The following is a 26,119-nucleotide window of genomic DNA, read 5'->3' on the forward strand; positions in this document are numbered from 1 at the left end:
CTTTGTGTTACCGAGCTAAGCCTTTCATCTCGCTGTCCAATAGCGAGGTTCTTATGACCTAAATCGGTAGATAAATCGTGAATGTGGTGTTGCCTGGCCAGCTTTCAACATCAATTTTCCCATTGTGTTGATCGATCAGGTTTTGAGAAATCGATAGCCCCAGCCCTGTTCCACCTTCTCGTCCGCTGACCATTGGGTAAAACAGCGTGTCTTTTAAATCATCGGGGATGCCCGGACCGTTATCGCTGATCTCAATACGAGCTGCGAGTTTGTGTCGCTGCCCGTGAATATTTGCTTGATGCACCGTTCTGGTGCGAATGGTGATTTTGCCAGAATCTTGAGTCTTTAGAATCTGCGCTGCATTGCTCACGATATTGAGCATCGCTTGTTCAACCTGTGCCGAATCCATCAAGATGTCCGGTAGGCTCGGGTCGTAATCCCTTTCGATGGCGAGCGTTGAACCCGATTCGAGCTCTACGAGCTGCCTGACTTTCTCAAGTATCTGGTGAAGGTTCTCTTCTGATTTAGTCCCCGGCTTCTGTGGGCCAAGCAGACGGTCGACTAATGCTCTTAAGCGGTCGGCTTGCTCAATAATGATCTGCGTATATTCATTAAGAGACTGATCAGGAAGCATTTTCCCAAGTAACTGCGCCGCACCTCTTAAGCCACCGAGTGGATTTTTGATCTCATGTGCTAACCCGCGTACCAGCAACTTAGCCGCTTGTTGTTGTGCGTGTTGGTTGAGCTCTTGGCTGAGGCGTCTTTGCTGGTCTATCTTGCGCATCTCAACCAATAACAGCGTCTCTCGTTGCCAAGAGATTGGGCTAACCGTGACTTCAAGCATCAGTGGGCGGTTATCAACAACGAAGGTAACGTCACTGTCGGTAATGCTCTGGCCACTTTGTAGCGGTTGCGTCAACAGTGCCAAATCAAGTGAAGCGTGTTGGATAAGTTGGCTCAGTGGATGATCAACGATGCGTCGTGCGCTCTGTGAAAAGAGCTGCTCAGCCGCCGGATTGGCGTATCGGACATACAATTGCTCATCGAGCATCAATGTCGAAGTCACCATATTGTCGAGAATGGCGCTGGAAAGATGGTGTGTATCTATGCTGTCGCTTTTGGCTGATCGATTCACTATTTCGTCCTTGAACTGGTGTTTTTCTCACTGCACCAAATTGGTGCGTAGCTAAGTTCAAGTATGGCGCATATCAACCAGAAGCTAAAGATAATTCATTAGAGTCGCTGAAAGCTGCTTCGATTAGGTGAAAAGTAGAGGTTATTTGGCCTCTTTTAACACATTGGCCTACTTGAGCGTCGCTCGATGTAAATACACGGTGACTGGACTAGTAGATGCAATAAGCTTGCCGCTTCTATGTGCTTGAATTGCAATGGTGTGAGTACCTCGATCGATACCTTTTAATTCCCAAATAGGTTGGGTCTGTGGGGCGCCATATCGACGGCCATCGAGCATCAATTGTAATTGCTCACCTATACCAAGCTTTCGGTTGAGTTCTATCTGAATCGGGATTAAGCCGCGATTACTACGAATGGTTTGATCATGAACTGGAGTCAACATGGTGAGGGCTAATTGAGTAGGAACCTCGCGCTTTGTGGTTTCGGTTTCTGCCTGAGTTTTGGCTGGCGTTGCCGTTTTAGTTGTAGAGGAAGCAGCAGCGTCAACCGGAGTTGAGGCCTCAAATTTAGGGGCGGGTGCTGAAGCTTGCACATCTGGCAGGCGAAGAGCCTCGGCATCTTGAGCGCTAGGGTTATCACTAAAGTGGAGCACGCCATCTTCATCTATCCAGGTATACACCGTTTGAGCAGAGCACGAGAGCGCGACTGTTAACCCGATTAGGAACAGTATGTTTTTCATATCTTTAGCCTCTTTTCACCGCTAGGTGATTTCACGTTTGGCGTTGGTTTTATTGTATTTAGCGCGACAGCCTCTGAGGGCTTTTGTTAAATGCCAATCACAGTAAGTTAATGCTCAGAAATAGCGCAGGAAAAAGGCTTGAGAACGAGGCAGCCCTGCTCGGCAAAAATAGTTTCGATAAGTAGTTATTCTACAATCAAAAAACCTAACGATGTTATCGAGTGTTTTAACAAGCTAGGCTGAGTAGTTATTTACTACGATTGGTATCTAGTATGGTACGAGGAAGCGGGGGGAGGGAGAATATAAAAAAGGCCCGCCTGCGAGGCGAGCCTAATATTTAGTCAGCGATTCTTACAAGGTTGCAGTAAGAAATGGCTTATCTCTACAGGAGATTAAACTGAGTAGTACAGTTCAAACTCAAGTGGGTGTGTAGCCATGTTCACGCGTTGTACGTCGTCAGATTTCAGAGTGATGTAAGAATCGATGAAATCGTCAGAGAATACGCCGCCAGCTGTTAGGAACTCACGGTCTTCGCTAAGCGCTGCTAGAGCTTCTTGTAGAGATTCTGCAACTGTTGGGATTTCAGCTGCTTCTTCTGCAGGAAGGTCGTATAGATCTTTATCCATAGCTTCGCCTGGGTGAATCTTGTTCTTGATGCCGTCAAGGCCAGCCATAAGCATTGCTGAGTAGCATAGGTATGGGTTAGCTGCTGGGTCACCAAAACGTAGCTCGATACGACGTGCTTTAGGGCTTGGTACTACTGGGATACGGATAGAAGCAGAACGGTTACGTGCTGAGTAAGCAAGCATTACAGGTGCTTCGAAACCAGGTACAAGACGCTTGTACGAGTTAGTTGATGGGTTAGCAAACGCGTTGATTGCACGAGCGTGCTTGATTACACCACCGATGTAGTAAAGAGCCATTTCAGATAGGCCGCCGTACTTATCACCAGCAAACAGGTTAACGCCGTCTTTTGCTAGAGATTGGTGAACGTGCATACCAGAACCGTTGTCACCAACTAGTGGCTTAGGCATGAATGTCGCTGTTTTACCAAATGCGTGAGCAACGTTGTGTACAACGTACTTGTAGATTTGAGTTTCATCAGCTTTCGCTGTTAGCGTGTTGAAGCGAGTAGCGATTTCGTTTTGACCCGCAGTTGCTACTTCATGGTGGTGAGCTTCAACAACTAGGCCCATCTCTTCCATTACTAGACACATTGCTGAACGGATGTCTTGAGATGAATCTACTGGAGCTACTGGGAAGTAACCGCCTTTAACGCCAGGACGGTGACCTTTGTTACCGCCTTCGAAGTCAGAACCTGTGTTCCAAGCTGCTTCTACGTCATCGATCTTGAAGAAAGAACCAGACATGTCGTTTGAGAACTTAACGTCGTCAAATAGGAAGAATTCTGGCTCTGGACCAACTAGAACTGTGTCTGCGATACCTGTAGAACGTAGGTACTCTTCAGAACGTTTAGCGATAGAGCGTGGGTCACGGTCGTAGCCTTGCATTGTTGCAGGCTCAAGGATGTCACAACGGATGTTTAGTGTTGCGTCTTCTGTGAATGGGTCCAGTACAGCAGATGCTGCGTCTGGCATCATTACCATGTCAGATTCGTTAATGCCTTTCCAACCAGCTACTGAAGAGCCGTCAAACATTTTGCCTTCTTCGAAGAAGTCTGCATCAACTTGGTGAGAAGGAATAGAGATATGCTGCTCTTTACCTTTTGTATCAGTAAAACGTAAGTCGATAAATTTAACTTCGTTCTCTTGGATCAGGGATAGTACATTTTCTACTGACATCTTGGATAACCTCCAGTGTTATTAATTCGGTATTAGCTCGATTCGGTTGAAACTAGCATTGATTAATGTCTATAAGTGCATTAATCGATGCTGATTTATCTATAGCCAAAAACGTGCCAAAAAAATTATTCCATTAATTTCAATGATTTACTTGTTTTTCGGTTTTGCTTAATTTGGTTTTTGCACCAAAATGATCTCCGGGCGCACCTTGTTGGTGCAATTGTTTGTCTGTGCACCAATATGAGACATAAGCGAGCACCATTCAGCAATGAATTGCCTAAGTTGTCAATCCACTTTTGTTATTTTGCGGGAGATTTGGTTCGCCACTCGCAGGTGATACTTTTTTAGAGTCCTACGAATTGGGCTGTTCAACACTGTACTGAATCAAAGTTAAGCGGATATGAATCGCTAATAAAGAAAAAAGCCTTGGTTCAGATCACATATTTCTGGGTTTTTGTCTAGAATCTGGTATATTATTGACCGTTTTTTAAATCAAGCTAGCGGTTATTATCCAAACTTTTGAGATAAGTGACGGCTACTTTTATGAGTGAATCGAGAATCCATGTCTACTCCACAGATTGATAAGTTAAGAAATATCGCGATCATCGCGCACGTTGACCACGGTAAAACGACTTTGGTTGATAAACTGCTACAACAGTCAGGCACTCTTGAGTCTCGTGGTGAAGCTGAAGAGCGTGTCATGGATTCGAATGACATCGAAAAAGAGCGTGGCATTACCATTCTTGCTAAGAACACAGCAATCAACTGGAATGATTACCGCATCAACATCGTAGATACTCCGGGACACGCGGACTTCGGTGGTGAAGTTGAGCGTATCATGTCTATGGTTGACTCTGTTCTGCTTATCGTTGACGCAGTTGATGGCCCAATGCCTCAAACTCGTTTCGTAACGCAAAAAGCATTCGCACACGGTCTTAAGCCAATCGTTGTAATCAACAAGATTGACCGCCCAGGCGCTCGTCCTGATTGGGTTATGGATCAAGTATTCGACCTTTTCGACAACCTAGGTGCTACTGATGAGCAACTAGACTTCACAGTTGTTTACGCTTCAGCTCTAAACGGCTGGGCAACAATGACTGAAGGCGAAACTGGCGAGAACATGGAACCATTGTTCCAAGCTGTTGTTGATACAGTAGACGCGCCTGCAGTTGACCTTGACGGTCCACTACAAATGCAAATTTCGCAACTTGATTACAGCTCTTACGTAGGTGTTATCGGTGTTGCTCGTGTTACTCGTGGTTCAGTTAAACCAAACCAACAAGTAACTATCGTGAATGCAGAAGGCAAAAAACGTAACGGTAAAGTAGGTACAGTTCTTGGTTACCTAGGTCTTGACCGTCACGAAGTTGAGCAAGCTAACGCTGGCGACATCATTGCAATCACTGGTCTTGGTGAGCTGAAGATTTCAGACACTATCTGTGACCAAAACAATGTTGAAGCAATGACTCCGCTTTCTGTTGACGAACCAACAGTAACAATGACGTTCCAAGTAAACACTTCTCCGTTCGCGGGTAAAGAAGGTAAGTTCGTTACTTCACGTAACATCCTTGAGCGTCTAGAAAAAGAACTAGTACACAACGTTGCACTACGTGTTGAAGAAACTGATAACCCGGATCGCTTCCGTGTTTCAGGTCGTGGTGAACTTCACCTGTCTATCCTGATTGAAAACATGCGTCGTGAAGGCTTCGAACTAGCTGTATCTCGTCCAGAAGTTATCATCAAGAAAGACGAAGATGGCAACCTAACTGAACCGTTTGAAACTGTGACTATCGACGTGCTTGAAGAGCACCAAGGTGGCATCATGGAAAACATCGGTCTACGTAAAGGTGAGCTAACTGATATGTCTCCAGATGGCAAAGGCCGTGTTCGCATGGACTTCATGATGCCTTCTCGTGGTCTTATCGGTTTCCAAACTGAGTTCCTAACTCTAACGTCTGGTTCTGGTCTTCTTTACCACTCATTTGATCACTACGGTCCTCACAAAGGCGGTGTAATCGGTCAACGTAACAACGGTGTTCTAATCTCGAACGCAACTGGTAAAGCTCTGACTTACGCACTATTCAACCTACAAGAACGTGGTCGTCTATTTGCTGAGCACGCGGATGAAGTATACGAAGGTCAAATCATCGGTATTCACAACCGTTCAAACGACCTAACAGTAAACTGTCTGAAAGGTAAGCAGCTAACGAACGTTCGTGCATCTGGTACTGATGAAGCACAGGTTCTTTCGCCACCTATCCGTCACACTCTAGAGCAAGCTCTTGAGTTCATCGACGAAGACGAACTAGTAGAAGTAACGCCAGTAAGCATTCGTATCCGTAAGAAGCTTCTTACTGAAAACGAACGTAAGCGTGCAGCACGTCCAGCTAAGGCTTAATTGCCAGCTGACTAGCTTCTAGCTAAGTAGATAAGAAAGCCCCGAGTAGCCTAGCTGCTCGGGGCTTTTGTTTTTTAGTTTGTTTAGATTCGAGTAAACGAGATGCGGGATACGAAGAGCGTATTTAGGCTGGAGATAGTCAGCCACTAAGAGGGGGACTATCTTTGGTACCCGTTCTCTTTTATCCATTTCCTGTCATCGAATCGTCATTCCAGAATTGAGGAACGAAATATCTGGAATCTCTCTTCGATATGCACAGGGGGCAGGCAAGAGATGCTCACTAAGCTAGAGAGCATCTCTTGTTGCTAAGTAACTTTCAATGAACTGCACTCGTTCAGCGACCGACATAAACGGCACTTCAACCACCTCATAACCAAGTTCTTGGTAGACTCTTTCTAACGCGTGGTGAATCTCTAACGCCTCCTCAAACGGATAAGGTCTCACATCATCTTGTACATAAATTGAAGCCTCAGGGCGACAGAACAACACTTGGGGGTGATAACCTTGGCTCGCTTCTCGGTAGGTTGTGTTTATCTCTAGTTTCGCCTGAGCCAAGTAGCCACAGATATCTGGAATGGCGCGATCGAGAAAGGCAACAGGATGCTGACTGGCTTGGTCTTTGTGTTCGCTCATGACGGTTAAACATAGGCGAGCAAAGCCTGGAAGGTCTAACCAAGGTAAGATACCGTTCTCAAGTTGACTCTGCTGTTCGATTAACTGGCGAGAGGGCTCAGCGAATATCGGGTAACCCATGTCACCCAAGGCATTAATTAGTGTGGTTTTACCAGCCCCTGGGCCGCCAGTAACAATGATTGGGTTCATACGGGTTTATCTTAATTCGCTTCTAATGGCACTACTTCTGATTGAGTTGAGCTAGGAATTTATCCGACTCTGCTATTGCCGCATTCATCTGCTCTATTGCATAGGCGATGTCTTTTTCTAAGCTCATAAACTCACCTTGCAGCGAGCCGACAGCGCTCGCATTGAGGTTGTGCTTCAAGTAAAGCGTGTTGTCGCGAAGGGTATTGAGCACTGGGTCCATTTTCTTCTCGGCGCGCTTCATTGCTGACAGCATCGTTTGGTAAGACAATTTAGTTTCACGAAGTTTTTGCTCGCTCGAGCGGCGCAGTGAATCACTGGTGTAGAGATCTAACTCACTCTGCCACTCTTCAAACAGCGCATCCGACACATCTTCAATCGCAGCAATGCGGTCACTGACATTTTGCGCGGCTTTCTCGCTGTCTTGGTATTTATCATTGATTTGGTTGTACATGTCTTCAAGGTCGCCGCCACTGAAGTTAGTCAGGCTGCTGAGTGCTTCAAGTGCGCTGGTAAACTCTTCCTGAGCATCCTGCTGCGACTCTTTAGCGTCTTCCACTCTATCGACCATAATGTCACGCTTGTGATAGCCCACTTGCTCCATTGCGGAGTAATAAGCTGATTGGCATCCAGTAAGAGTAAAAATAGAGAGGACTATAACTATTAAATAAGGCATCCTAGTTTCCTATAGTTAAATAATATCAATCGTAGTAAATAACCGCTCAACCTAGCTTGTTAAAATGCTCGATAACGGCGTTAGAATTTTTGATTGTAGAATAACTACTTATCAAAAAACTCTGCCTTGTTCTCAAGCCTTTTTCCTACGCTATTTTTGAACACTTATTCACTGTGATTGATATATCGGAATAATAATTAGGACTATGAACGAGTTACAAGGGAGTTACAAGTTGAAGATAAAAAAGGTCGCCACACTCAGTATTCAGTTTTCTCGCTATCTTTTGGCGCGAATGACGCATGATAGAGTCAACGTGAATGCGGGCTACTTGGCGTACATTACTTTGCTCTCGATCGTACCGATGTTGACGGTTCTGCTCTCTATCTTGTCGTCATTCTCCATCTTTGCTGATGTTGGTATCGTGATTCAAAACTTCGTTATTATCAACTTTGTTCCAGCGTCAGGAGATGCGGTGCACGGTGCCTTGCTCGAGTTTGTTGCCAACACGGGTAAGATGACGGCGGTCGGTAGTGTGTTCTTGTTCATTGCGGCACTGATGTTGATCTCGAATATCGATAAGAACCTAAACTACATCTGGCGTGTTAATGAGAAGCGACGTGCGGTGCTGTCTTTCTCTATGTACTGGATGGTGCTTACGCTAGGACCTATTCTAGTCGGGGCGAGTATTGCTGCTACTTCTTATGTGACATCATTGAGCTTGCTGCAAAACGAGGTAGTGTCTGGCGCCTTTAATACTGTGATTCGCAAACTGCCTTTGATTCTCTCTTTCTTTGCGTTTTTCGGTCTGTACCTGTTGGTTCCCAACAAAAAGATACACTTTTCTCATGCGGCTGCAGGTTCTCTAGTGGCGGCTCTGTTGTTCGAACTCAGTAAGAAAGGCTTCGCGGCCTACATTACTCAATTCCCTTCTTACCAGTTGATTTATGGCGCATTGGCGGCAATACCAATTCTTTTTGTCTGGGTTTATTTGTGCTGGTTGATTGTGCTGGTGGGTGCTGAGGTGACCGCTGCATTGGGTGAGCAGGAACAGTGGAGTGACTCGAAAGAAATGGTACACTCGTCGGATAAAGACAAAATCACAGAGCAAGGAAACAACAGTGATAGCACTGATCCAGAGAGTAAGTGAAGCTGCCGTCCGTGTTGATGGCGAAGTAGTTGGTGAGATTGAACAAGGCTTATTAGTTTTGTTAGGCGTAGAAAAAGGTGACGACGAAGCCAAAGCCAAACGTTTGATGGAACGAGTGACCACTTATCGTGTCTTTGGAGACGAAGACGATAAAATGAACCTCAACGTGAAGCAAGTAGAAGGTAAGGTATTAGTGGTGTCTCAATTCACTCTGCCGGCCGATACCAAGAAAGGGACTCGAGCAGGGTTCTCTCGTGGTGCTCACCCAGAAGATGCTGAGCGTCTTTATAACTATTTCTCTGACCAGTGTGAATCAGTGTTACCAACGGAACGTGGCCGATTCGCAGCCGACATGAAAGTGTCTTTGGTTAATGATGGCCCAGTGACATTCTGGCTGCAGGTTTAGGCTTAAAGGAATAAGCATGTTTAAACTCATAACACCAACCACCGAAAATCAGCTAAACAAGTATTACCATTTTCGTTGGCAGATGCTCCGTGAACCTTGGCGAATGCCGGTAGGTTCTGAGCGCGATGAATATGACCCAATGAGTCACCATCGCATGATTGTTGATGGTCGTGGTCGCCCGATGGCGATTGGTCGTCTGTATATCACCCCAGATCTGGAAGGTCAGATCCGCTATATGGCGGTGAAGAAATCTCGCCAAAGTAAAGGCATGGGTTCGTTGATTCTAGTCGCACTTGAGTCATTGGCTCGCCAAGAGGGTGCTAAGCGCTTGGTGTGTAATGCACGTGAAGATGCGATCTCATTCTATGAGAAGAATGAATTTGAACGTCGCGGTGAGATTAACGATCAACGTGGCCCTGTGCGTCACCAACAGATGGTTAAGCATCTTGACCCAATGGCAGACGTTCTGCGTAAGCCTGAGTGGTGTAATGAGCTTCAGCAGCGCTGGGAACATCAGATCCCGATCAGTGACAAGATGGGCATCAAGATCAACCAATACACGGGTTACCAATTTGAGTGTAGTGCTCAGCTGAATCCCAACTTGAACCCGCATAATACCATGTTTGCAGGCTCTGCCTTTACCTTAGCGACCTTAACTGGTTGGGGGATGACTTGGTTATTGATGAAAGAACGCGGGCTGACCGGTGATATCGTGCTGGCAGACAGTAATATTCGTTATCGTCACCCGGTTGAGCAAAACCCTGTTGCCTCTACTTCATTGGATGGGATCAGTGGTGACTTGGACCGCCTTGCGTCAGGAAGAAAGGCACGTATCATCATTCACGTGACCATTCATAGCGGCGATGTGGAAGCGGTAGAGTTTACGGGAACCTATATGCTGATCCCTGACTACAAAAAGCGATTATCAACAGACTCCAACGTAAGCGTATAGCTGACACTGGCTAACAGATACAGATACAGATACAGATACAGATTAAAGATACAAGGCGCTACTCCTATGGAGTGGCGCTTTTTTGTTGGCAGTCGTTAATCTCGGAATACTCAGCTTGGGTGAGCTTTCCTGAGATTTGATGACATGGGTCCGAAAGGGTAATCGAGAGGGTGTGTTGCTCAGCTTTAAGCAAGTCGAGTTCTCCAGAAGCCTCGCCATTGAGCGTTTGAACCCTTTGTTCGCCTTGCTCTGCTGATGATGCACCAATAATGTGCATCGGTTCGAGAGTGAAGCGCCCACGGTCAAAATGCGCATTAAGCTCTGGAATTTCAAACACGTTATCAGTCGATGTTTCAGAAAGCTTGTCATTAAAGGTCATCACACCCTGGCGAACGCTGCCAGTGAGTTGCCCTGTGGTTGAGTAACCGAGCATCAGTGAGTCGCCATATAAACCTGCGGCTTGAAGTTCAAACTCGCCATAGCCGGTTGCATCGAGTGGTAATTCAAGTCGCTGCAGCATAGGCGCAATGGGTAACCCATCGGCAGAAATATCTAAGCTCCATGGCTTGCTGATTTGGTTAAAATCGAGCGTTGCATTGGCTTCAATGTAACCATTCCTGAGTGGTGCAAACAGACGAGTCAGCGTCCATTTTCCTTGTTCGCTATTCATCTCAACCACAGGCTGTGCGCTGAGAATATTTTGGTAGCTGGCATCATTGGCGCTCGCCATCAGCTTCCCTTGCCATAAGCCCAGTTTTCTATCTTGCAGCAGTTGAACTTGATGCCCCTCGATATGTAATCCAGAGACCTGCCAGTAAGGCGTTTGTGCTAGTTGGATAAGTTGGCTGCGTTCTATATTAAGTCGGTTAATCTCGACGTTCTGGAGCTGTGTGAGCCAAGGCAATAGGCGAGCGGCCGGTAGAGGGCTATCTTGGTTTTCGGTAATCCACTTGATGCCTTGCAGGTCGAGCTGCGCCAATTGAATGCTGCTAGGGGCGACTTCGCCATTGAGCTGAACAGTGCCCTGCAGGAATTGAGTATAGAAATCCTCAATCAGAATCCGGTTTGCTTCTAGGTTGAGCTTGAGGCTTGGCTCGATGAACATGTCATCATCAATGGTCACTCCTTCTGCCTGTAGAGAAAAAATGGCTTTCTGTTGTTTCCAGATTTCAAAAGGCAGTTGGATATTTTCTAATGAGGCATCAAAGGCAGCGAGGTGGCCATCTTGCCACTCTACGTCGCTACGCAGAATATCTAAGCTATTGATGTGATTAATCTTAATGCCTGCAACATCCCACTCTTTGCTTAGTAGGTTTGGGGTCTGTTTCTGATTGAGTCGTAAGCCATCGACGGTCACATTCACCAACGACCAATCTTGTTGATATTGTTCAGCTTGCCCAGAAATCTTGGCGCCACGCCAGTCAAACGAAGCACCATAAAGGGTGCTGTCGCTAGGTTTTAAGTCTAGGTCAATCAACAGATTATCGAATGCCTCACCTTGCCAATACAGTTGTGAGGCAGAGAGTTGGGTTTTTCCATAAGGTAGCAGCGAGTTATCGTTGTTCCACGTTGGGGCGGAGATCTGTAGGTCGATGCCTCGCGCATTAAACTCTGGCGTCGAAAAGTCGAGATTGTTGATGGCCAGCTGGTGGAGCTTGATGTTTGGTTGGGTAAATAAAGAAGTCAGTGTTTTTAGATCGTCTGCCTCTAATTGTAGGCCGCTGATCAAAACAGATTCAAAGACCAGTTTGGCCTCTGTCATCGAGCTGGGGCTGAACCAAAGATCGATCTTGTCGATATACAGAGGTGTTTGCTTTTCTGGTTGGCTTTGGGTAATGCCCATTAAGGTGATGTGATAAGGCGCCTGATACTCAACATCTTCAATGAATACAGGTTGTTCAATCGTATGTTTGATAAAAAAGTTGGCAACATCCGCACGGTATTGGGTCTGAAGGCTTAATAGCAGCGCTGCGATAGTTGCAACGGCGATAGCCAACACAATGCCGAACACCATGAATACCTTTTTCATTCCCTGAAAGCCTTAAATTTCAATAGTCTTAAAACAGAGTGGAACAAAAAGGGTCAAGCATCAACAAAAAAGCCCCTCAAAAGAGGGGCTTGCTACAAAAATATCATTTTAAATTGGGCGTTTGATTTTGGCTAAGCCCGAGCAGATGGTTGGATTAGTCCAGTTGAGGACCAGCTGCAACCAGTGACTTACCTTCAGCGTTGTCTGTGTACTTATCAAAGTTGTTGATGAAGCGCTCGGCTAGATCTTTCGCTTTGCTTTCCCATTGTAGAGGGTCAGTGTACGTATCGCGTGGGTCAAGGATCGCTGGGTCAACATCGTGCAGCGCTAGTGGCACTTCTAGGTTAAACATAGGGATAACCTTAGTTTCAGCGTTGTCGATTGAGCCATCTAGGATAGCGTCGATGATGCCTCGCGTATCTTGGATAGAGATACGTTTACCAGTACCGTTCCAACCTGTGTTCACTAGGTAAGCTTCAGCGCCAGCTGCTTCCATACGCTTCACAAGCACTTCAGCGTACTGAGTTGGGTGGAGAGTTAAGAATGCCGCACCAAATGCAGCAGAGAACGTTGGCGTTGGCTCAGTAATACCACGCTCAGTGCCCGCTAGTTTTGCAGTGAAGCCAGATAGGAAGTGGTACTTCGTTTGCTCTGGAGTCAGTTTAGAAACGGGTGGCAGTACACCGAATGCATCAGCAGTCAGGAAGATAACCTTTTGAGCGTGACCGGCTTTTGATACTGGTTTAACGATGTTATCGATGTGGTGAATCGGGTAAGAAACACGAGTGTTCTCAGTTTTTGAACCGTCATCAAAATCGATAGAACCATCACCACGAACTGTTACGTTTTCTAGTAGTGCATCACGACGGATTGCATTGTAGATTTCAGGTTCTGCTTCTTTAGATAGACGAATCGTCTTCGCGTAACAACCACCTTCGAAGTTGAAGATACCATCGTCATCCCAACCGTGCTCATCATCACCGATTAGCTCACGCTTAGGATCGGTTGAAAGCGTAGTTTTACCTGTACCAGATAGACCGAAGAAGATGGCTACATCGCCTTTCTCGCCGACGTTTGCACTACAGTGCATTGAAGCAATGCCTTGCAGAGGAAGCAGGTAGTTCATCATTGCGAACATGCCTTTCTTCATCTCACCGCCGTACCAAGTACCACCGATGATTTGAACGCGCTCTGTTAGGTTGAAAGCAACGAAGTTTTCAGAGTTTAGACCCTGCTTTTCCCAGTTAGGGTTAGTTGTTTTAGCACCGTTCATTACCACGAAATCAGGTTCGAACGTTGCTAGCTCTTCGTCAGTTGGACGAATGAACATGTTCTTAACGAAGTGCGCTTGCCACGCTACTTCAGTGATAATACGCACGCTTAAGCGCGTATCAGGGTTAGCACCACAATAACCGTCGATGACAAACAGGCGCTTGCCAGATAGCTGAGTTGTCACAAGCTCTTTCAGCTCATTCCATACTTCAGTTGTAATCGGTTTGTTGTCATTTTTGCCTTGATCTGACCACCACATGGTATCGCGGGTCGTGTCATCTTTAACAATGTACTTATCTTTTGGTGAGCGGCCAGTAAAGATACCAGTGTCTACCGCAACAGAGCCTAGTTCCGTTACTACGCCTTTTTCGTAGCCTTCCAAACCTGGCAGTGTTTCTTCAACGAATAACTGCTCGTAGCTAGGATTACGAAGAACTTCAGTAACGCCAGTCAGTCCGTGCTTAGTTAGATCAATTTGTGCAGCCTTAGTATGTTCCATAACGGTCATAGGTGCTCCTTGTAGGATATTTTGTAGGGATTTTGTAATAATTTTTTATTGTTATCTGCTCACCATGCTAGCAACGAGGCTCGGGGGAAACAGGGATACAGCTCAAAAAATATCCATATTAACCTTGGGGTTTTAAGCGCCTCGTCACATATTGGCCCAACTAGTCTATCCTGTACGCAAACCTTTGCGCTAGGGGCGAGAACATTATTAATTGATTAAAATTAAGCGGTGATTTTATTACGAGATGTTACGGAGTTTGCGCTATTTTGATCACAAAAAAGGCCAGCTGAGTGCTGACCTTTTTGGGGTAAATTACGTGTTTTTGGTATGCCGTAAATTAATGAACCGTATTGCTGCCTTTATCTGCTGCTTCTGCGTACAGTGCATCAACATCATTCTTGTCGAACGAGTAGTTTGTGCCACAGTAATCGCAGTGTAGACCAACGCTTCCTTCGGTGCTTAGGATGTCGTAGATCTCTTCTTGAGCAACGGTAATGATAGCAGCGCCACTTCTTTCGCGTGAACAGCCACAGAAGAACTCAACCGGTTGTGGTGTGAATAGCTGTACTTTCTCTTGGTTGTACAAACGGTAAAGCAGTTCGTTCGCTTCTAGAGTGAATAGCTCTTCGTTTTTCACGGTGTCTGTTAGTTGCTCTAGGTGCTCGAAGTCGTCTGGAGTACCGGTGCCGTCAGGCATTACTTGTAGCAACATACCTGCAGCGTGTGCTTTGCCTTCATGCTCGCCAGTGCGCAGCCATAGACGAGTCTTAAGCTGTTCAGAGTTAGCGAAGTAGCCTTCAAGAACTTGTGCAAGCGTGTCACCTTCAAGACCAACGATACCTTGGTAACGCTCACCTTTCTTAGGATCGATAGTGATCACTAGATGACCTTTACCCATTAGGGCGTGTAGACCTGCGTCGTCTGCGATATCGCCTTCAAAGCGAGCAACACCACGGATCTTCTGATCGTGATCGCCATTGATAACTGCTAGAGATACTGGGCCGTCACCTTGCAGCTGCATCGTGATAGAACCTTCAAACTTTAGGGTCGCCGTTAGTAGCGTCGTTGAAACCAGTAGCTCACCCAACAGCTTTTGAACTGGCGCTGGGTATTCCTTGCTAGAAATAATCTGTTGGTACGCTTCGTCCATCTGTACCAATTCACCACGTACTGATAGGTCTTCAAATAGGTAGCGATTTAAAACATTACTTGTAGACATTGGGTCTGCCATTTGGCTATTCCTTCTAGCTTATTGAGTCTTGAACTTGATGATGTCACGACGTTGCTTTTTATCTGGACGACGTTCTGGTGCTGGGCTATGAGCATTTAGCTTGCGCTGTTGTGCAAACTCTTCTCTTTTTGCCAAGCTTTCGGTGGTTTCTTCATAGAGGGTTTGAGCGATCGGGGCTCCACCACGATGGGCTGAGATTTTCTCGATCGTTACCGTCTTTTCTTCATTACCTTGGCGCAGTGTAATCACAGCCCCAAGTTCGACAATTTTACTTGGCTTGCTGCGCTGACCATTATAGTGGACTTTGCCACCATCGACCATGTTGCGAGCAATAGACCGGGTTTTGTAAAAACGAGCTGCCCACAACCATTTATCGAGTCTGACAGCTTCATTAGCAGTTTTCATATAGGGCTGTGCCTTATTAAGTGAGAAATGAATGCGGTTTAACTGTAACGAACAGTGCGCAACATGTTTTTGATGATGCTTATCACATTAAGTAGAAGCTTAAAGTGGAGGCGGTTGGCATTTTTTTCAAGTCATAATACAAAATAGCCATGTTATGCCGATTTATCGATTTGCTATGATATAGTTCAGGATCTTATTGCTTAAATAAGCTTGGTATCGAACGAATGAATAAAAAAGCTGAAAGTTTAATGATTTGCAGCGTTTGTCGTCATGAAAAGGGACTAGGAAAGTGAACTTTTTAGAGCTCAAAAATCGCGTAGGGAATTCTCCTATGTTGAGCCGCTTATTAGAGAATGGATTTGTACTTCAGCAGAAACTAAGCTTAGCGACCTGTTGTGTATTGATTGCAGCTTCCGCATGGATCTTAGGGCAGCTTGCATGGTTTATCGAACCTGCTGAGCAGACTATCGCGCCTTGGACAGCAACGGCTTCATCGTCTTCAGCACCTCAATCGACCCTTGATATCTCTTCTTTGCAGCAGAGCAACATGTTTGGTGCTTACAACCCAAGCACGCCCGCTGTGGTTGAACAGCAAGTTATCCAAGATGCGCCTAAGACGCGATTAAACCTCGTTTTAGTGGGTGCAGTCGCGAGCTCGAATCCAAAACTGAGCTTAGCGGTGATCGCCAATCGCGGCACGCAAGCGACCTACGGAATTAATGAAGAGATTGAAGGCACTCGAGCCAAGTTAAAAGCGGTATTAATCGACCGCGTTATCATTGATAACTCAGGACGAGACGAAACCTTGATGCTTGAAGGTATTGAGTACAAGCGTTTGGCTGTATCAACGCCTGCGCCACCTCGTAGCTCTTCTTCGGTTCGTGGTAATAATCCGGCTTCAGCAGAAGAGAAGCTTGATGAAATTAAAGCGAAGATAATGAAAGATCCGCAACAAATCTTCCAATATGTTCGACTGTCTCAGGTGAAGCGTGACGATAAAGTGATCGGTTATCGTGTGAGCCCTGGCAAAGATTCAGAACTTTTTAACTCTGTTGGGCTCCAAAACGGAGATATTGCCACTCAGTTAAATGGACAAGACCTGACAGACCCTGCTGCTATGGGCAACATATTCCGTTCCATCTCAGAACTAACAGAGCTAAATCTGGTGGTCGAGAGAGATGGTCAACAACATGAAGTGTTTATTGAATTTTAAAACTTTGCGTCTAACGAAGGACGAAAGTGTAGGAGAAGTACGTGAAGCATTGGTTTAAGAAAAGTGCATGGTTATTGGCAGGAAGCTTAATCTGCACACCCGCAGCCATCGCGAGTGATTTTAGTGCCAGCTTTAAAGGCACTGATATTCAAGAGTTTATTAATATTGTTGGTCGTAACCTAGAGAAGACGATCATCGTTGACCCTTCGGTGCGCGGAAAAATCGATGTACGCAGCTACGACGTACTCAATGAAGAGCAATATTACAGCTTCTTCCTAAACGTATTGGAAGTGTATGGCTACGCGGTTGTCGAAATGGACTCAGGTGTTCTTAAGATCATCAAGGCCAAAGATTCGAAAACATCGGCAATTCCAGTCGTTGGAGACAGTGACACGATCAAAGGCGACAATGTGGTGACACGTGTTGTGACGGTTCGTAATGTCTCGGTACGTGAACTTTCTCCTCTGCTTCGTCAACTAAACGACAATGCAGGCGCGGGTAACGTTGTGCACTACGACCCAGCCAACATCATCCTTATTACAGGCCGAGCGGCGGTAGTAAACCGTTTAGCTGAAATCATCAAGCGTGTTGACCAAGCGGGTGATAAAGAGATTGAAGTAGTTGAGCTAAAGAATGCTTCTGCGGCAGAAATGGTACGTATCGTTGATGCGTTAAGCAAAACCACTGATGCGAAAAACACACCTGCATTTCTACAACCTAAATTAGTTGCCGATGAACGTACCAATGCGATTCTTATCTCAGGTGACCCTAAGGTACGTAGCCGTTTAAGAAGGTTGATTGAACAGCTTGATGTGGAAATGGCAACCAAGGGCAACAACCAAGTAATTTACCTTAAATACGCCAAAGCAGAAGATTTAGTCGATGTGCTGAAAGGCGTGTCGGACAACCTGCAATCAGAAAAGCAATCTTCAACCAAAGGCAGCTCATCGCAACGTAACCAAGTGATGATCTCCGCTCACAGTGATACCAACTCGTTGGTGATTACCGCACAACCGGACATCATGAATGCGCTTCAAGATGTGATCGCACAGTTGGATATTCGTCGTGCTCAAGTATTGATTGAGGCCCTAATTGTCGAGATGGCAGAGGGTGATGGCATTAACCTTGGTGTGCAATGGGGTAACCTTGATACTGGTGCTGTGATTCAGTATGGCAACACAGGTGCGTCAATCGGTGGCGTAATGGTTGGTTTAGAAGAAGCGAAAGACACTGAAACGACCACTGCAGTCTATGATGATAATGGCGCCTTTTTGCGTAATGAAACGACCACAGAATCCGGTGACTACTCAACATTAGCTTCTGCTCTTTCTGGCGTTAATGGCGCCGCAATGAGTGTCGTCATGGGTGACTGGACCGCCTTGATCAGTGCAGTAGCGACCGATTCAAATTCAAATATCCTATCTTCTCCAAGTATTACCGTGATGGATAACGGTGAGGCTTCATTCATTGTGGGTGAAGAGGTGCCTGTTTTAACTGGCTCGACCGCAGGTTCAAGCAACGACAACCCATTCCAAACGGTTGAACGTAAAGAAGTGGGTATCAAGCTTAAAGTGGTGCCACAAATCAACGAGGGTGATTCGGTTCAACTGCAAATAGAACAAGAAGTCTCTAACGTATTGGGCGCCAATGGTGCAGTTGATGTTCGTTTTGCTAAGCGTCAACTGAACACGTCTGTGATTGTTCAAGACGGTCAAATGCTGGTGCTTGGTGGCTTGATTGACGAGCGAGCACTGGAAAGTGAATCTAAGGTGCCGTTCTTGGGTGATATCCCTGTTCTAGGACACTTGTTCAAATCAACCAGTACTCAAGTTGAGAAAAAGAACCTAATGGTCTTCATCAAACCAACCATTATTCGTGATGGTATGACAGCCGATGGTATCACTCAGCGTAAATACAACTTCATCCGTGCTGAGCAGTTGTACAAGGCTGAGCAAGGACTGAAATTAATGGCAGACGATAACATCCCGGTATTGCCTAAATTTGGTGCCGACATGAATCACCCGGCTGAAATTCAAGCCTTCATCGATCAAATGGAACAAGAATAATGGCTGAATTGGTAGGGGCGGCACGTACTTATCAGCGCTTGCCGTTTAGCTTTGCGAATCGCTACAAGATGGTGTTGGAATACCAACATCCAGAGCGCGCACCGATACTTTATTATGTTGAGCCACTGAAATCGGCGGCGATCATTGAAGTGAGTCGAGTGGTGAAAAATGGTTTCACGCCACAAGCGATTACTCTCGATGAGTTTGATAAAAAACTGACCGATGCTTATCAGCGTGACTCGTCAGAAGCTCGTCAGCTCATGGAAGACATTGGTGCTGATAGTGATGACTTCTTCTCATTAGCGGAAGAACTGCCTCAAGACGAAGACTTACTTGAATCAGAAGACGACGCGCCAATCATCAAGTTAATCAATGCGATGCTGGGTGAGGCGATCAAAGAAGGTGCTTCGGATATTCATATCGAAACCTTTGAAAAGTCACTTTGTATCCGTTTCCGAGTTGATGGTGTGCTGCGTGATGTTCTAGCGCCAAGCCGTAAACTGGCTCCGCTATTGGTTTCACGTGTCAAGGTTATGGCTAAACTGGATATTGCGGAAAAGCGCGTGCCACAAGATGGCCGTATCTCTCTGCGTATTGGTGGCCGAGCGGTTGATGTTCGTGTTTCAACCATGCCTTCTTCGCACGGTGAGCGTGTGGTAATGCGTCTGTTGGACAAAAACGCCACTCGTCTAGACTTGCACAGTTTAGGTATGACAGCAGAAAACCATGAAAACTTCCGTAAGCTGATTCAGCGCCCACACGGCATTATCTTGGTGACCGGCCCGACAGGTTCAGGTAAATCGACGACCCTGTACGCAGGCCTGCAAGAACTCAACAGCAATGAACGAAACATCCTTACCGTTGAAGACCCAATTGAATTTGATATTGATGGCATTGGTCAAACACAAGTGAACCCTAAGGTTGATATGACCTTTGCGCGTGGTTTACGTGCCATTCTTCGTCAAGATCCTGATGTGGTCATGATTGGTGAGATCCGTGATTTGGAAACCGCAGAGATCGCTGTCCAAGCCTCTTTGACCGGTCACTTAGTTATGTCGACTCTGCATACCAATACTGCCGTTGGTGCGATTACACGTCTGCGTGATATGGGCATTGAACCTTTCTTGATCTCTTCTTCACTGCTGGGTGTTTTGGCTCAGCGCCTGGTTCGTACTTTATGTAACGAATGTAAAGAACCTTATGAAGCCGATAAAGAGCAGAAGAAACTGTTTGGGTTGAAGAAGAAAGAAAGCCTGACGCTTTACCATGCCAAAGGTTGTGAAGAGTGTGGCCATAAGGGTTATCGAGGTCGTACTGGTATTCATGAGCTATTGATGATTGACGATTCGGTACAAGAACTGATTCACAGTGAGGCTGGCGAACAGGCGATTGAGAAAGCAATTCGTGGCACAACACCAAGTATTCGAGATGATGGCTTGAGCAAAGTTCTGAAAGGGGTAACGTCCTTAGAAGAAGTGATGCGTGTGACCAAGGAAGTCTAGTATGGCGGCATTTGAATACAAAGCGCTGGATGCCAAGGGTAAGAGCAAAAAGGGCTCAATTGAAGCAGATAATGCTCGTCAGGCTCGCCAAAGAATCAAAGAACAAGGCTTGATGCCGGTTGAGATGACCGAAGCTAAAGCTAAAACGACGAAAGGTGCACAGCCTTCGACCAGCTTTAAGCGTGGTATCAGCACGCCAGATCTTGCTTTGATTACTCGCCAAATTTCCACCTTGGTGCAATCAGGCATGCCGCTAGAAGAGTGCTTGAAAGCCGTGGCGGAGCAATCTGAAAAGCCACGTATTCGAACCATGTTACTGGCGGTTCGTTCGAAGGTAACGGAAGGTTATTCGCTAGCCGATAGCTTGGCTGATTACCCACATATCTTTGATGAACTGTTTAGAGCCATGGTCGCGGCTGGTGAGAAATCGGGTCACTTAGATGCGGTATTGGAGCGACTGGCTGATTACGCAGAAAACCGTCAGAAGATGCGCTCTAAGTTGCTGCAAGCGATGATCTACCCTGTGGTGCTGGTGGTGTTTGCGGTGACGATTGTTTCGTTCCTGCTGGCAACCGTGGTACCTAAGATCGTTGAACCGATTATCCAAATGGGCCAAGAACTTCCTCAATCGACACAATTTTTATTGGCATCGAGTGAATTTATCCAGAATTGGGGCATCCAATTACTGTTGTTGATCATCGGTGTGATTGTGTTGATTAAGACCGCTCTGAAAAAGCCGGGTGTTCGCATGAGTTGGGATCGCAAGCTATTAAGCATTCCACTGATCGGCAAGATCGCGAAAGGAATTAATACCTCTCGTTTTGCACGAACACTCTCTATCTGTACCTCGAGTGCGATTCCTATCCTTGAGGGGATGAAGGTTGCGGTTGATGTAATGTCGAATCACCATGTGAAGCAACAAGTACTGCAGGCGTCAGACAGTGTTAGAGAAGGGGCAAGCCTGCGTAAAGCGCTCGATCAAACCAAACTCTTCCCTCCAATGATGCTGCATATGATCGCCAGTGGTGAGCAGAGTGGTCAGTTAGAGCAAATGCTAACAAGAGCGGCAGATAACCAGGATCAAAGCTTTGAATCGACCGTGAATATCGCGTTAGGTATCTTTACGCCAGCACTTATCGCTTTGATGGCAGGCTTAGTGCTGTTCATTGTGATGGCGACTCTGATGCCGATGCTTGAAATGAATAATTTGATGAGTGGTTAATCAACTGCTCATAAGACGTTAATTTTTGGATTAACGAGAAGAAGGACATTATTACCTTCAACTCGCTGTCTGTAATTTGGAGAAAATAATGAAAAACAGAATGAAGAAACAATCAGGCTTTACCCTATTAGAAGTGATGGTTGTTGTGGTTATCCTTGGCGTATTGGCGAGCTTTGTTGTACCTAACCTATTGGGTAACAAAGAGAAGGCTGACCAACAAAAAGCCATCACTGATATTGTGGCGCTAGAGAACGCGCTAGATATGTACAAACTGGATAACAGCGTTTACCCAACAACGGATCAAGGTCTTGATGCATTGGTTTCTAAGCCAAGCAGCCCAGAGCCTCGTAACTACCGCGACGGTGGCTACATCAAGCGTCTGCCAAACGACCCATGGGGTAACGAGTACCAATACCTAAGCCCTGGTGATAACGGCACTATTGATATTTTCACTCTTGGTGCTGATGGCCAAGAAGGTGGTGAAGGTATTGCGGCGGATATCGGCAACTGGAACATGCAGGATTTCCAATAAGCTTCAGCTTATTGTTTGATTCGCTATTGTTGGTTGATAAGTTATTGGGCTTGATACCGTTACTTGATGTTAGGACATAAACAGATGGAGTCTAAAGGTGAAAACTAAGCAAACACAGCCAGGTTTCACCTTAATTGAGATTCTTTTGGTGTTGGTATTACTGTCAGTAACGGCGGTCGCGGTGATCGCGACCATACCTACCAATAGCAAAGATGTTGCTAAAAAATACGCTCAAAGCTTTTATCAGCGAGTTCAATTACTCAATGAAGAGGCTATTTTGAGCGGCTTAGATTTTGGCGTTCGAGTTGATGAAAAGAAATCGACCTATGTACTGATGGCGCTTAAGTCTGAAGGCTGGCAAGAAGTCGATTTTGAAAAAATCCCCTCTTTAACTGAACTACCGGAAGAACTCGCATTGTCACTGACCTTAGGTGGTGGCGCATGGGAAGACGATGATCGGTTGTTCAACCCAGGAAGCTTGTTTGATGAAGATATGTTTGCTGATCTTGAAGAGGAAAAGAAGCCGAAACCACCACAGATCTACATCTTGTCGAGTGCTGAAATGACGCCATTTGTATTGTCGTTTTATCCAAATACCGGAGACACCATACAAGATGGTTGGCGTATTCGAGTATTGGACAATGGTGTGATTCGACTGCTAGAACCGGGAGAAGAAGATGAAGAGGAATAACCGTTCTCCTTATCGTTTTCGTGGTATGCCCCTTGGTTCTCGAGGAATGACGCTGCTTGAGGTATTGGTTGCGCTCGCTATCTTTGCGACTGCGGCGATCAGTGTGATTCGTGCTGTTACTCAGCACATCAATACCCTCAGTTATCTCGAAGAAAAAACCTTCGCGGCTATGGTCGTTGATAATCAAATGGCTTTGGTGATGCTGCATCCTGAGAAGCTAAAAAAAGCGCAGGGCACACAAGAGTTGGCCGAGAGAGAGTGGTTTTGGAAGGTCACGCCAATCGATACTAGCGATGATTTATTAAAGGCGTTTGATGTGAGTGTGGCAACCAGTAAACAAGCTTCTCCAGTGGTCACGGTGCGCAGCTATGTGGTCAAGTAAAAGCGTGTCGTTAGCTCAGAGCAAGTCGCTAAGTAAGAGCATGTCCGCCAATAAGCGTGTGCCTCGTAAACAAGGACTATCTTCGAAAGGGAGAGGCTTTACCTTAATTGAGGTTTTGGTCTCGATCGCTATCTTTGCCACGTTAAGCATGGCGGCTTATCAGGTAGTAAATCAGGTTCAGCGCAGCAACGAGCTTTCAATCGAGCGCAGTGCTCGTTTAAATCAACTGCAACGTAGCTTAGTCATTTTAGATAATGATTTTCGCCAGATGGCGGTGCGACAATTTCGTACCAACGGTGAAGAAGCATCATCTAAGCTGATCTTAATTAAAGAGTATTTACTGGATTCCGACAGCGTTGGCATCATGTTTACTCGCCTTGGCTGGCATAACCCACAGCAGCAGTTTCCTCGCGGAGAAGTCACCAAAGTGGGTTACCGCATTAAAGAAGAAACGCTTGAGCGTGTGTGGTGGCGCTACCCCGATACTCCTGCAGGACAAGAAGGTGTGATTACGCCTTTGCTTGATGATGTTGAAAGCTTGGAATTCGAGTTTTATGACGGAAGCCGCTGGGGGAAAGAGTGGCAAGCCGACAAATCGCTACCGAAAGCGGTAAGGTTAAAGCTAACCTTGAAAGATTATGGTGAGATAGAGCGTATTTATCTCACCCCTGGTGGCACGCTAGATCAGGCCGATGATTCTTCAAACAGTGACTCTTCAAGTAGTAATGAGGGGAATAATGACTCATCGAACTAATAAGTTTGCACTGACAAGGTCTGCCATGGGGCGCAAGCAGCGAGGTGTTGCGCTGATCATTATCCTGATGCTACTGGCGATAATGGCAACCATCGCAGGCAGTATGTCGGAACGCCTGTTTACTCAATTTAAGCGCGTGGGCAATCAACTGAATTACCAACAGGCTTACTGGTACAGCATTGGTGTCGAAGCGCTGGTGCAAGACGGCATTAGGCAAAGCTACAAAGACAGTGATACCGTCAACTTGAGTCAACCATGGGCGTTAGAAGAACAGGTATACCCGTTGGATTATGGTCAAGTTAAAGGCCGTATTGTTGATGCTCAGGCATGTTTTAATCTCAATGCGTTGGCTGGTGTGGCGACGACTTCAAGTAACCAAACACCTTATTTAATTACGGTTTGGCAAACCTTGTTGGAAAACCAAGATGTTGAGCCTTATCAGGCCGAGGTTATTGCACATTCAAGCTGGGAATTTGTTGATAGTGATACCCGAACCACCTCTTCAGCTGGTGTAGAAGACAGTACTTATGAGGCGATGAAGCCATCTTATTTGGCAGCGAATGGCTTAATGGCCGATGAGTCCGAGCTACGCTCGGTTTATCAAGTCACTGGTGAGGTGATGAATAAGGTTCGCCCCTTTGTTTGTGCTCTGCCGAGCGACGATTTCCGTTTGAATGTGAATACTCTTACGGAAAAGCAGGCGCCGTTATTGGAAGCGATGTTTGCCCCCGGCTTAAGTGAATCGGATGCCAAACAGCTGATAGACAAACGCCCATTCGATGGTTGGGATACGGTGGATGCGTTTATGGCTGAGCCTGCTATTGTGGGTGTGAGTGCCGAAGTCAGCAAAAAAGCGAAAGCATATTTAACTGTAGATAGCGCCTATTTTGAGCTAGATGCAGAGGTATTAGTTGAGCAGTCACGTGTACGTATACGGACGCTTTTCTATAGTAGTAATCGAGAAACAGTGACGGTAGTACGCCGTCGTTTTGGAGGAATCAGTGAGCGAGTTTCTGACCGTTCGACTGAGTAGCGAACCACAAAGCCCTGTGCAGTGGTTAGTTTGGTCGACAAGCCAACAAGAAGTGATAGCAAGCGGTGAACTGTCTAGCTGGGATCAGCTTGACGAGTTAACGCCTTACGCTGAAAAGCGCAGCTGTATCGCTTTATTGCCGGGAAGTGAATGCTTAATTAAGCGTGTTGAGATCCCGAAAGGTGCTGCTCGCCAGTTCGATTCTATGCTGCCGTTTTTATTAGAAGACGAAGTCGCACAAGATATCGAAGACTTACACCTGACTATTTTAGAGAAAGACGCAACGCACGCGACAGTGTGTGGTGTGGAACGTGATTGGCTTAAGCAGGCGCTGGATACTTTCCGCGAAGCGAACATTATCTTTCGTAAAGTATTGCCTGATACCTTAGCGTTGCCTTTAGAAGATCAGGGCATCAGTGCGCTGCAGATCGACCAACATTGGTTATTGCGTCAAAGCAACTATCAAGCAGTGTCGATCAATGAGGCGTGGCTAGCGATGTTCTTACAAAGCGATTGGGTTGCCTTAGATGACGAAGAGCAATCACCAACGATTTTTAGCTACACCGCACTGCCAAGTGATGACGTTCAACTGCAAAGTGGCATTGAGTGGCAAGCTAAACCTGCGGAACTGGTGATGTCTTTACTGAGCCAACAAGCCATTACAAGTGGCGTAAACTTACTGACTGGCACCTTTAAAACCAAATCTTCATTCAGTAAGTACTGGCGTGTATGGCAAAAAGTAGCGATCGCAGCTTGTTTGCTGGTGGCGGTGATCGTCACTCAGCAAGTCTTAAAGGTTCAGCAGTACGAAGCACAAGCCGAAGCGTACCGAACGGAGAGTGAACGTATTTTTAGAAGCGTACTTCCGGGCAAGCAACGTATTCCGACGGTCAGCTACCTTAAGCGCCAGATGAACGACGAAGCTAAGAAGTATGGTGGCTCGGGTGATGGTGATTCCTTACTTGGATGGCTAGCGTTACTGCCAGAAACTTTAGGACAAGTGAAAGCCATCGAAGTGAATAGTATTCGCTACGACGGCAACCGCTCAGAGGTGAGATTGGAAGCGAAAAGTACTGACTTCCAATATTTCGAGACTGCGCGAGTGAAACTTGAAGAGAAGTTTACCGTTGAGCAAGGGCCATTGAATCGTAATGGTGATGCCGTATTTGGCAGCTTTACTCTTAAACCCCATCAATAACCTGCGTA

At 46.1% G+C, this 26,119-nt stretch carries 23 protein-coding genes; 14 read left to right on the forward strand and 9 right to left on the reverse strand.

Annotated features, from left to right (window positions below; all coding sequences use genetic code 11):
- Nucleotides 1-58: 58 nt before the first annotated feature.
- From glnL to glnA, 3 genes are all read right to left on the reverse strand, one after another.
- A complete protein-coding gene (gene glnL / locus AB4263_RS03850; RefSeq protein ID WP_019826501.1) occupies nucleotides 59-1,135 on the reverse strand; it encodes a nitrogen regulation protein NR(II) in 1,077 nt (358 codons plus the stop codon).
- A 168-nt stretch (nucleotides 1,136-1,303) separates the two neighbouring features.
- On the reverse strand, nucleotides 1,304-1,873 hold the full coding sequence (locus AB4263_RS03855) for a DUF4124 domain-containing protein (protein ID WP_017059222.1): 570 nt from the start codon (nucleotides 1,871-1,873) through the stop codon (nucleotides 1,304-1,306).
- Nucleotides 1,874-2,265: 392 nt separating this feature from the next.
- Nucleotides 2,266-3,675 (reverse strand): glutamate--ammonia ligase, encoded by a 1,410-nt coding sequence (gene glnA, locus AB4263_RS03860; protein ID WP_017059221.1) that lies wholly within the window; start codon nucleotides 3,673-3,675, stop codon nucleotides 2,266-2,268.
- Between the two features lie 562 nt (nucleotides 3,676-4,237).
- Here glnA and typA point away from each other — a divergent pair.
- Nucleotides 4,238-6,073: a translational GTPase TypA gene (gene typA, locus AB4263_RS03865; protein ID WP_017070104.1), complete on the forward strand. Its 1,836-nt coding sequence runs from the start codon at nucleotides 4,238-4,240 to the stop codon at nucleotides 6,071-6,073.
- A gap of 285 nt (nucleotides 6,074-6,358) precedes the next feature.
- Here typA and AB4263_RS03870 read toward each other — a convergent pair whose 3' ends face one another.
- Entirely contained in the window at nucleotides 6,359-6,895 is a 537-nt protein-coding gene (locus AB4263_RS03870; RefSeq protein ID WP_372097561.1) for an AAA family ATPase, read from the reverse strand.
- A gap of 31 nt (nucleotides 6,896-6,926) precedes the next feature.
- Entirely contained in the window at nucleotides 6,927-7,568 is a 642-nt protein-coding gene (locus AB4263_RS03875; RefSeq protein WP_029235101.1) for a DUF2959 domain-containing protein, read from the reverse strand.
- A gap of 205 nt (nucleotides 7,569-7,773) precedes the next feature.
- Between AB4263_RS03875 and AB4263_RS03880 the strand changes: the two genes are divergently transcribed.
- From AB4263_RS03880 to AB4263_RS03890, 3 genes are read left to right on the forward strand one after another with little or no spacing between them, the layout of a single operon-like run.
- Entirely contained in the window at nucleotides 7,774-8,715 is a 942-nt protein-coding gene (locus AB4263_RS03880; protein WP_032546762.1) for a virulence factor BrkB family protein, read from the forward strand.
- Entirely contained in the window at nucleotides 8,687-9,121 is a 435-nt protein-coding gene (gene dtd, locus AB4263_RS03885; RefSeq protein WP_004735590.1) for a D-aminoacyl-tRNA deacylase, read from the forward strand. Before AB4263_RS03880 ends, dtd begins: the two co-directional genes overlap by 29 nt.
- 16 nt (nucleotides 9,122-9,137) lie before the next feature.
- Entirely contained in the window at nucleotides 9,138-10,073 is a 936-nt protein-coding gene (locus AB4263_RS03890) for a bifunctional GNAT family N-acetyltransferase/hotdog fold thioesterase (RefSeq protein ID WP_102428477.1), read from the forward strand.
- A 64-nt stretch (nucleotides 10,074-10,137) separates the two neighbouring features.
- Here AB4263_RS03890 and AB4263_RS03895 read toward each other — a convergent pair whose 3' ends face one another.
- From AB4263_RS03895 to hslR, 4 genes are all read right to left on the reverse strand, one after another.
- Nucleotides 10,138-12,102 (reverse strand): AsmA family protein, encoded by a 1,965-nt coding sequence (locus tag AB4263_RS03895; RefSeq protein ID WP_372097563.1) that lies wholly within the window; start codon nucleotides 12,100-12,102, stop codon nucleotides 10,138-10,140.
- Nucleotides 12,103-12,256: 154 nt separating this feature from the next.
- Complete coding sequence (gene pckA, locus AB4263_RS03900; protein WP_017062492.1) at nucleotides 12,257-13,882, reverse strand: phosphoenolpyruvate carboxykinase (ATP); 1,626 nt, start codon at nucleotides 13,880-13,882, stop codon at nucleotides 12,257-12,259.
- A 337-nt stretch (nucleotides 13,883-14,219) separates the two neighbouring features.
- Entirely contained in the window at nucleotides 14,220-15,113 is an 894-nt protein-coding gene (gene hslO / locus AB4263_RS03905; RefSeq protein WP_017062491.1) for an Hsp33 family molecular chaperone HslO, read from the reverse strand.
- An 18-nt stretch (nucleotides 15,114-15,131) separates the two neighbouring features.
- Nucleotides 15,132-15,518 (reverse strand): ribosome-associated heat shock protein Hsp15, encoded by a 387-nt coding sequence (hslR, locus tag AB4263_RS03910; protein ID WP_017062490.1) that lies wholly within the window; start codon nucleotides 15,516-15,518, stop codon nucleotides 15,132-15,134.
- A gap of 331 nt (nucleotides 15,519-15,849) precedes the next feature.
- Here hslR and gspC point away from each other — a divergent pair, with 331 nt between their 5' ends.
- The 10 genes from gspC (at nucleotide 15,850) to gspL (ending at nucleotide 26,111) form a co-directional block, all read left to right on the forward strand.
- Nucleotides 15,850-16,731 carry a type II secretion system protein GspC gene (gene gspC / locus AB4263_RS03915; RefSeq protein ID WP_017070110.1) on the forward strand — a complete coding sequence of 294 codons (882 nt, stop codon included), beginning with the start codon at nucleotides 15,850-15,852 and terminating at the stop codon, nucleotides 16,729-16,731.
- 41 nt (nucleotides 16,732-16,772) lie between these two features.
- Nucleotides 16,773-18,797, forward strand: coding sequence for a type II secretion system secretin GspD (gene gspD, locus AB4263_RS03920; protein ID WP_215920959.1), 2,025 nt, complete (start codon nucleotides 16,773-16,775; stop codon nucleotides 18,795-18,797).
- The gene (gspE, locus tag AB4263_RS03925; protein ID WP_017070112.1) at nucleotides 18,797-20,299 is read left to right on the forward strand and encodes a type II secretion system ATPase GspE; all 1,503 of its coding nucleotides are present in this window, start codon (nucleotides 18,797-18,799) and stop codon (nucleotides 20,297-20,299) included. Before gspD ends, gspE begins: the two co-directional genes overlap by 1 nt.
- A 1-nt stretch (nucleotide 20,300) precedes the next feature.
- The gene (gspF, locus tag AB4263_RS03930; RefSeq protein ID WP_017070113.1) at nucleotides 20,301-21,521 is read left to right on the forward strand and encodes a type II secretion system inner membrane protein GspF; all 1,221 of its coding nucleotides are present in this window, start codon (nucleotides 20,301-20,303) and stop codon (nucleotides 21,519-21,521) included.
- 88 nt (nucleotides 21,522-21,609) lie between these two features.
- Complete coding sequence (gene gspG, locus AB4263_RS03935) at nucleotides 21,610-22,053, forward strand: type II secretion system major pseudopilin GspG (RefSeq protein WP_017062485.1); 444 nt, start codon at nucleotides 21,610-21,612, stop codon at nucleotides 22,051-22,053.
- Between the two features lie 97 nt (nucleotides 22,054-22,150).
- On the forward strand, nucleotides 22,151-22,744 hold the full coding sequence (gspH, locus tag AB4263_RS03940; RefSeq protein WP_017062484.1) for a type II secretion system minor pseudopilin GspH: 594 nt from the start codon (nucleotides 22,151-22,153) through the stop codon (nucleotides 22,742-22,744).
- The gene (gspI, locus tag AB4263_RS03945; RefSeq protein WP_017062483.1) at nucleotides 22,731-23,126 is read left to right on the forward strand and encodes a type II secretion system minor pseudopilin GspI; all 396 of its coding nucleotides are present in this window, start codon (nucleotides 22,731-22,733) and stop codon (nucleotides 23,124-23,126) included. The genes gspH and gspI overlap by 14 nt, the downstream gene beginning before the upstream one ends.
- Nucleotides 23,113-23,880 carry a type II secretion system minor pseudopilin GspJ gene (gene gspJ / locus AB4263_RS03950; protein ID WP_017063073.1) on the forward strand — a complete coding sequence of 256 codons (768 nt, stop codon included), beginning with the start codon at nucleotides 23,113-23,115 and terminating at the stop codon, nucleotides 23,878-23,880. Before gspI ends, gspJ begins: the two co-directional genes overlap by 14 nt.
- Nucleotides 23,864-24,913 carry a type II secretion system minor pseudopilin GspK gene (gene gspK / locus AB4263_RS03955; RefSeq protein ID WP_017062481.1) on the forward strand — a complete coding sequence of 350 codons (1,050 nt, stop codon included), beginning with the start codon at nucleotides 23,864-23,866 and terminating at the stop codon, nucleotides 24,911-24,913. Before gspJ ends, gspK begins: the two co-directional genes overlap by 17 nt.
- Nucleotides 24,882-26,111, forward strand: coding sequence for a type II secretion system protein GspL (gspL, locus tag AB4263_RS03960; protein WP_017066632.1), 1,230 nt, complete (start codon nucleotides 24,882-24,884; stop codon nucleotides 26,109-26,111). The genes gspK and gspL overlap by 32 nt, the downstream gene beginning before the upstream one ends.
- Nucleotides 26,112-26,119: the final 8 nt, after the last annotated feature.

The organism is Vibrio sp. 10N.261.55.C5, assembly GCF_041470505.1.
Lineage (GTDB): Bacteria > Pseudomonadota > Gammaproteobacteria > Enterobacterales > Vibrionaceae > Vibrio > Vibrio crassostreae_C.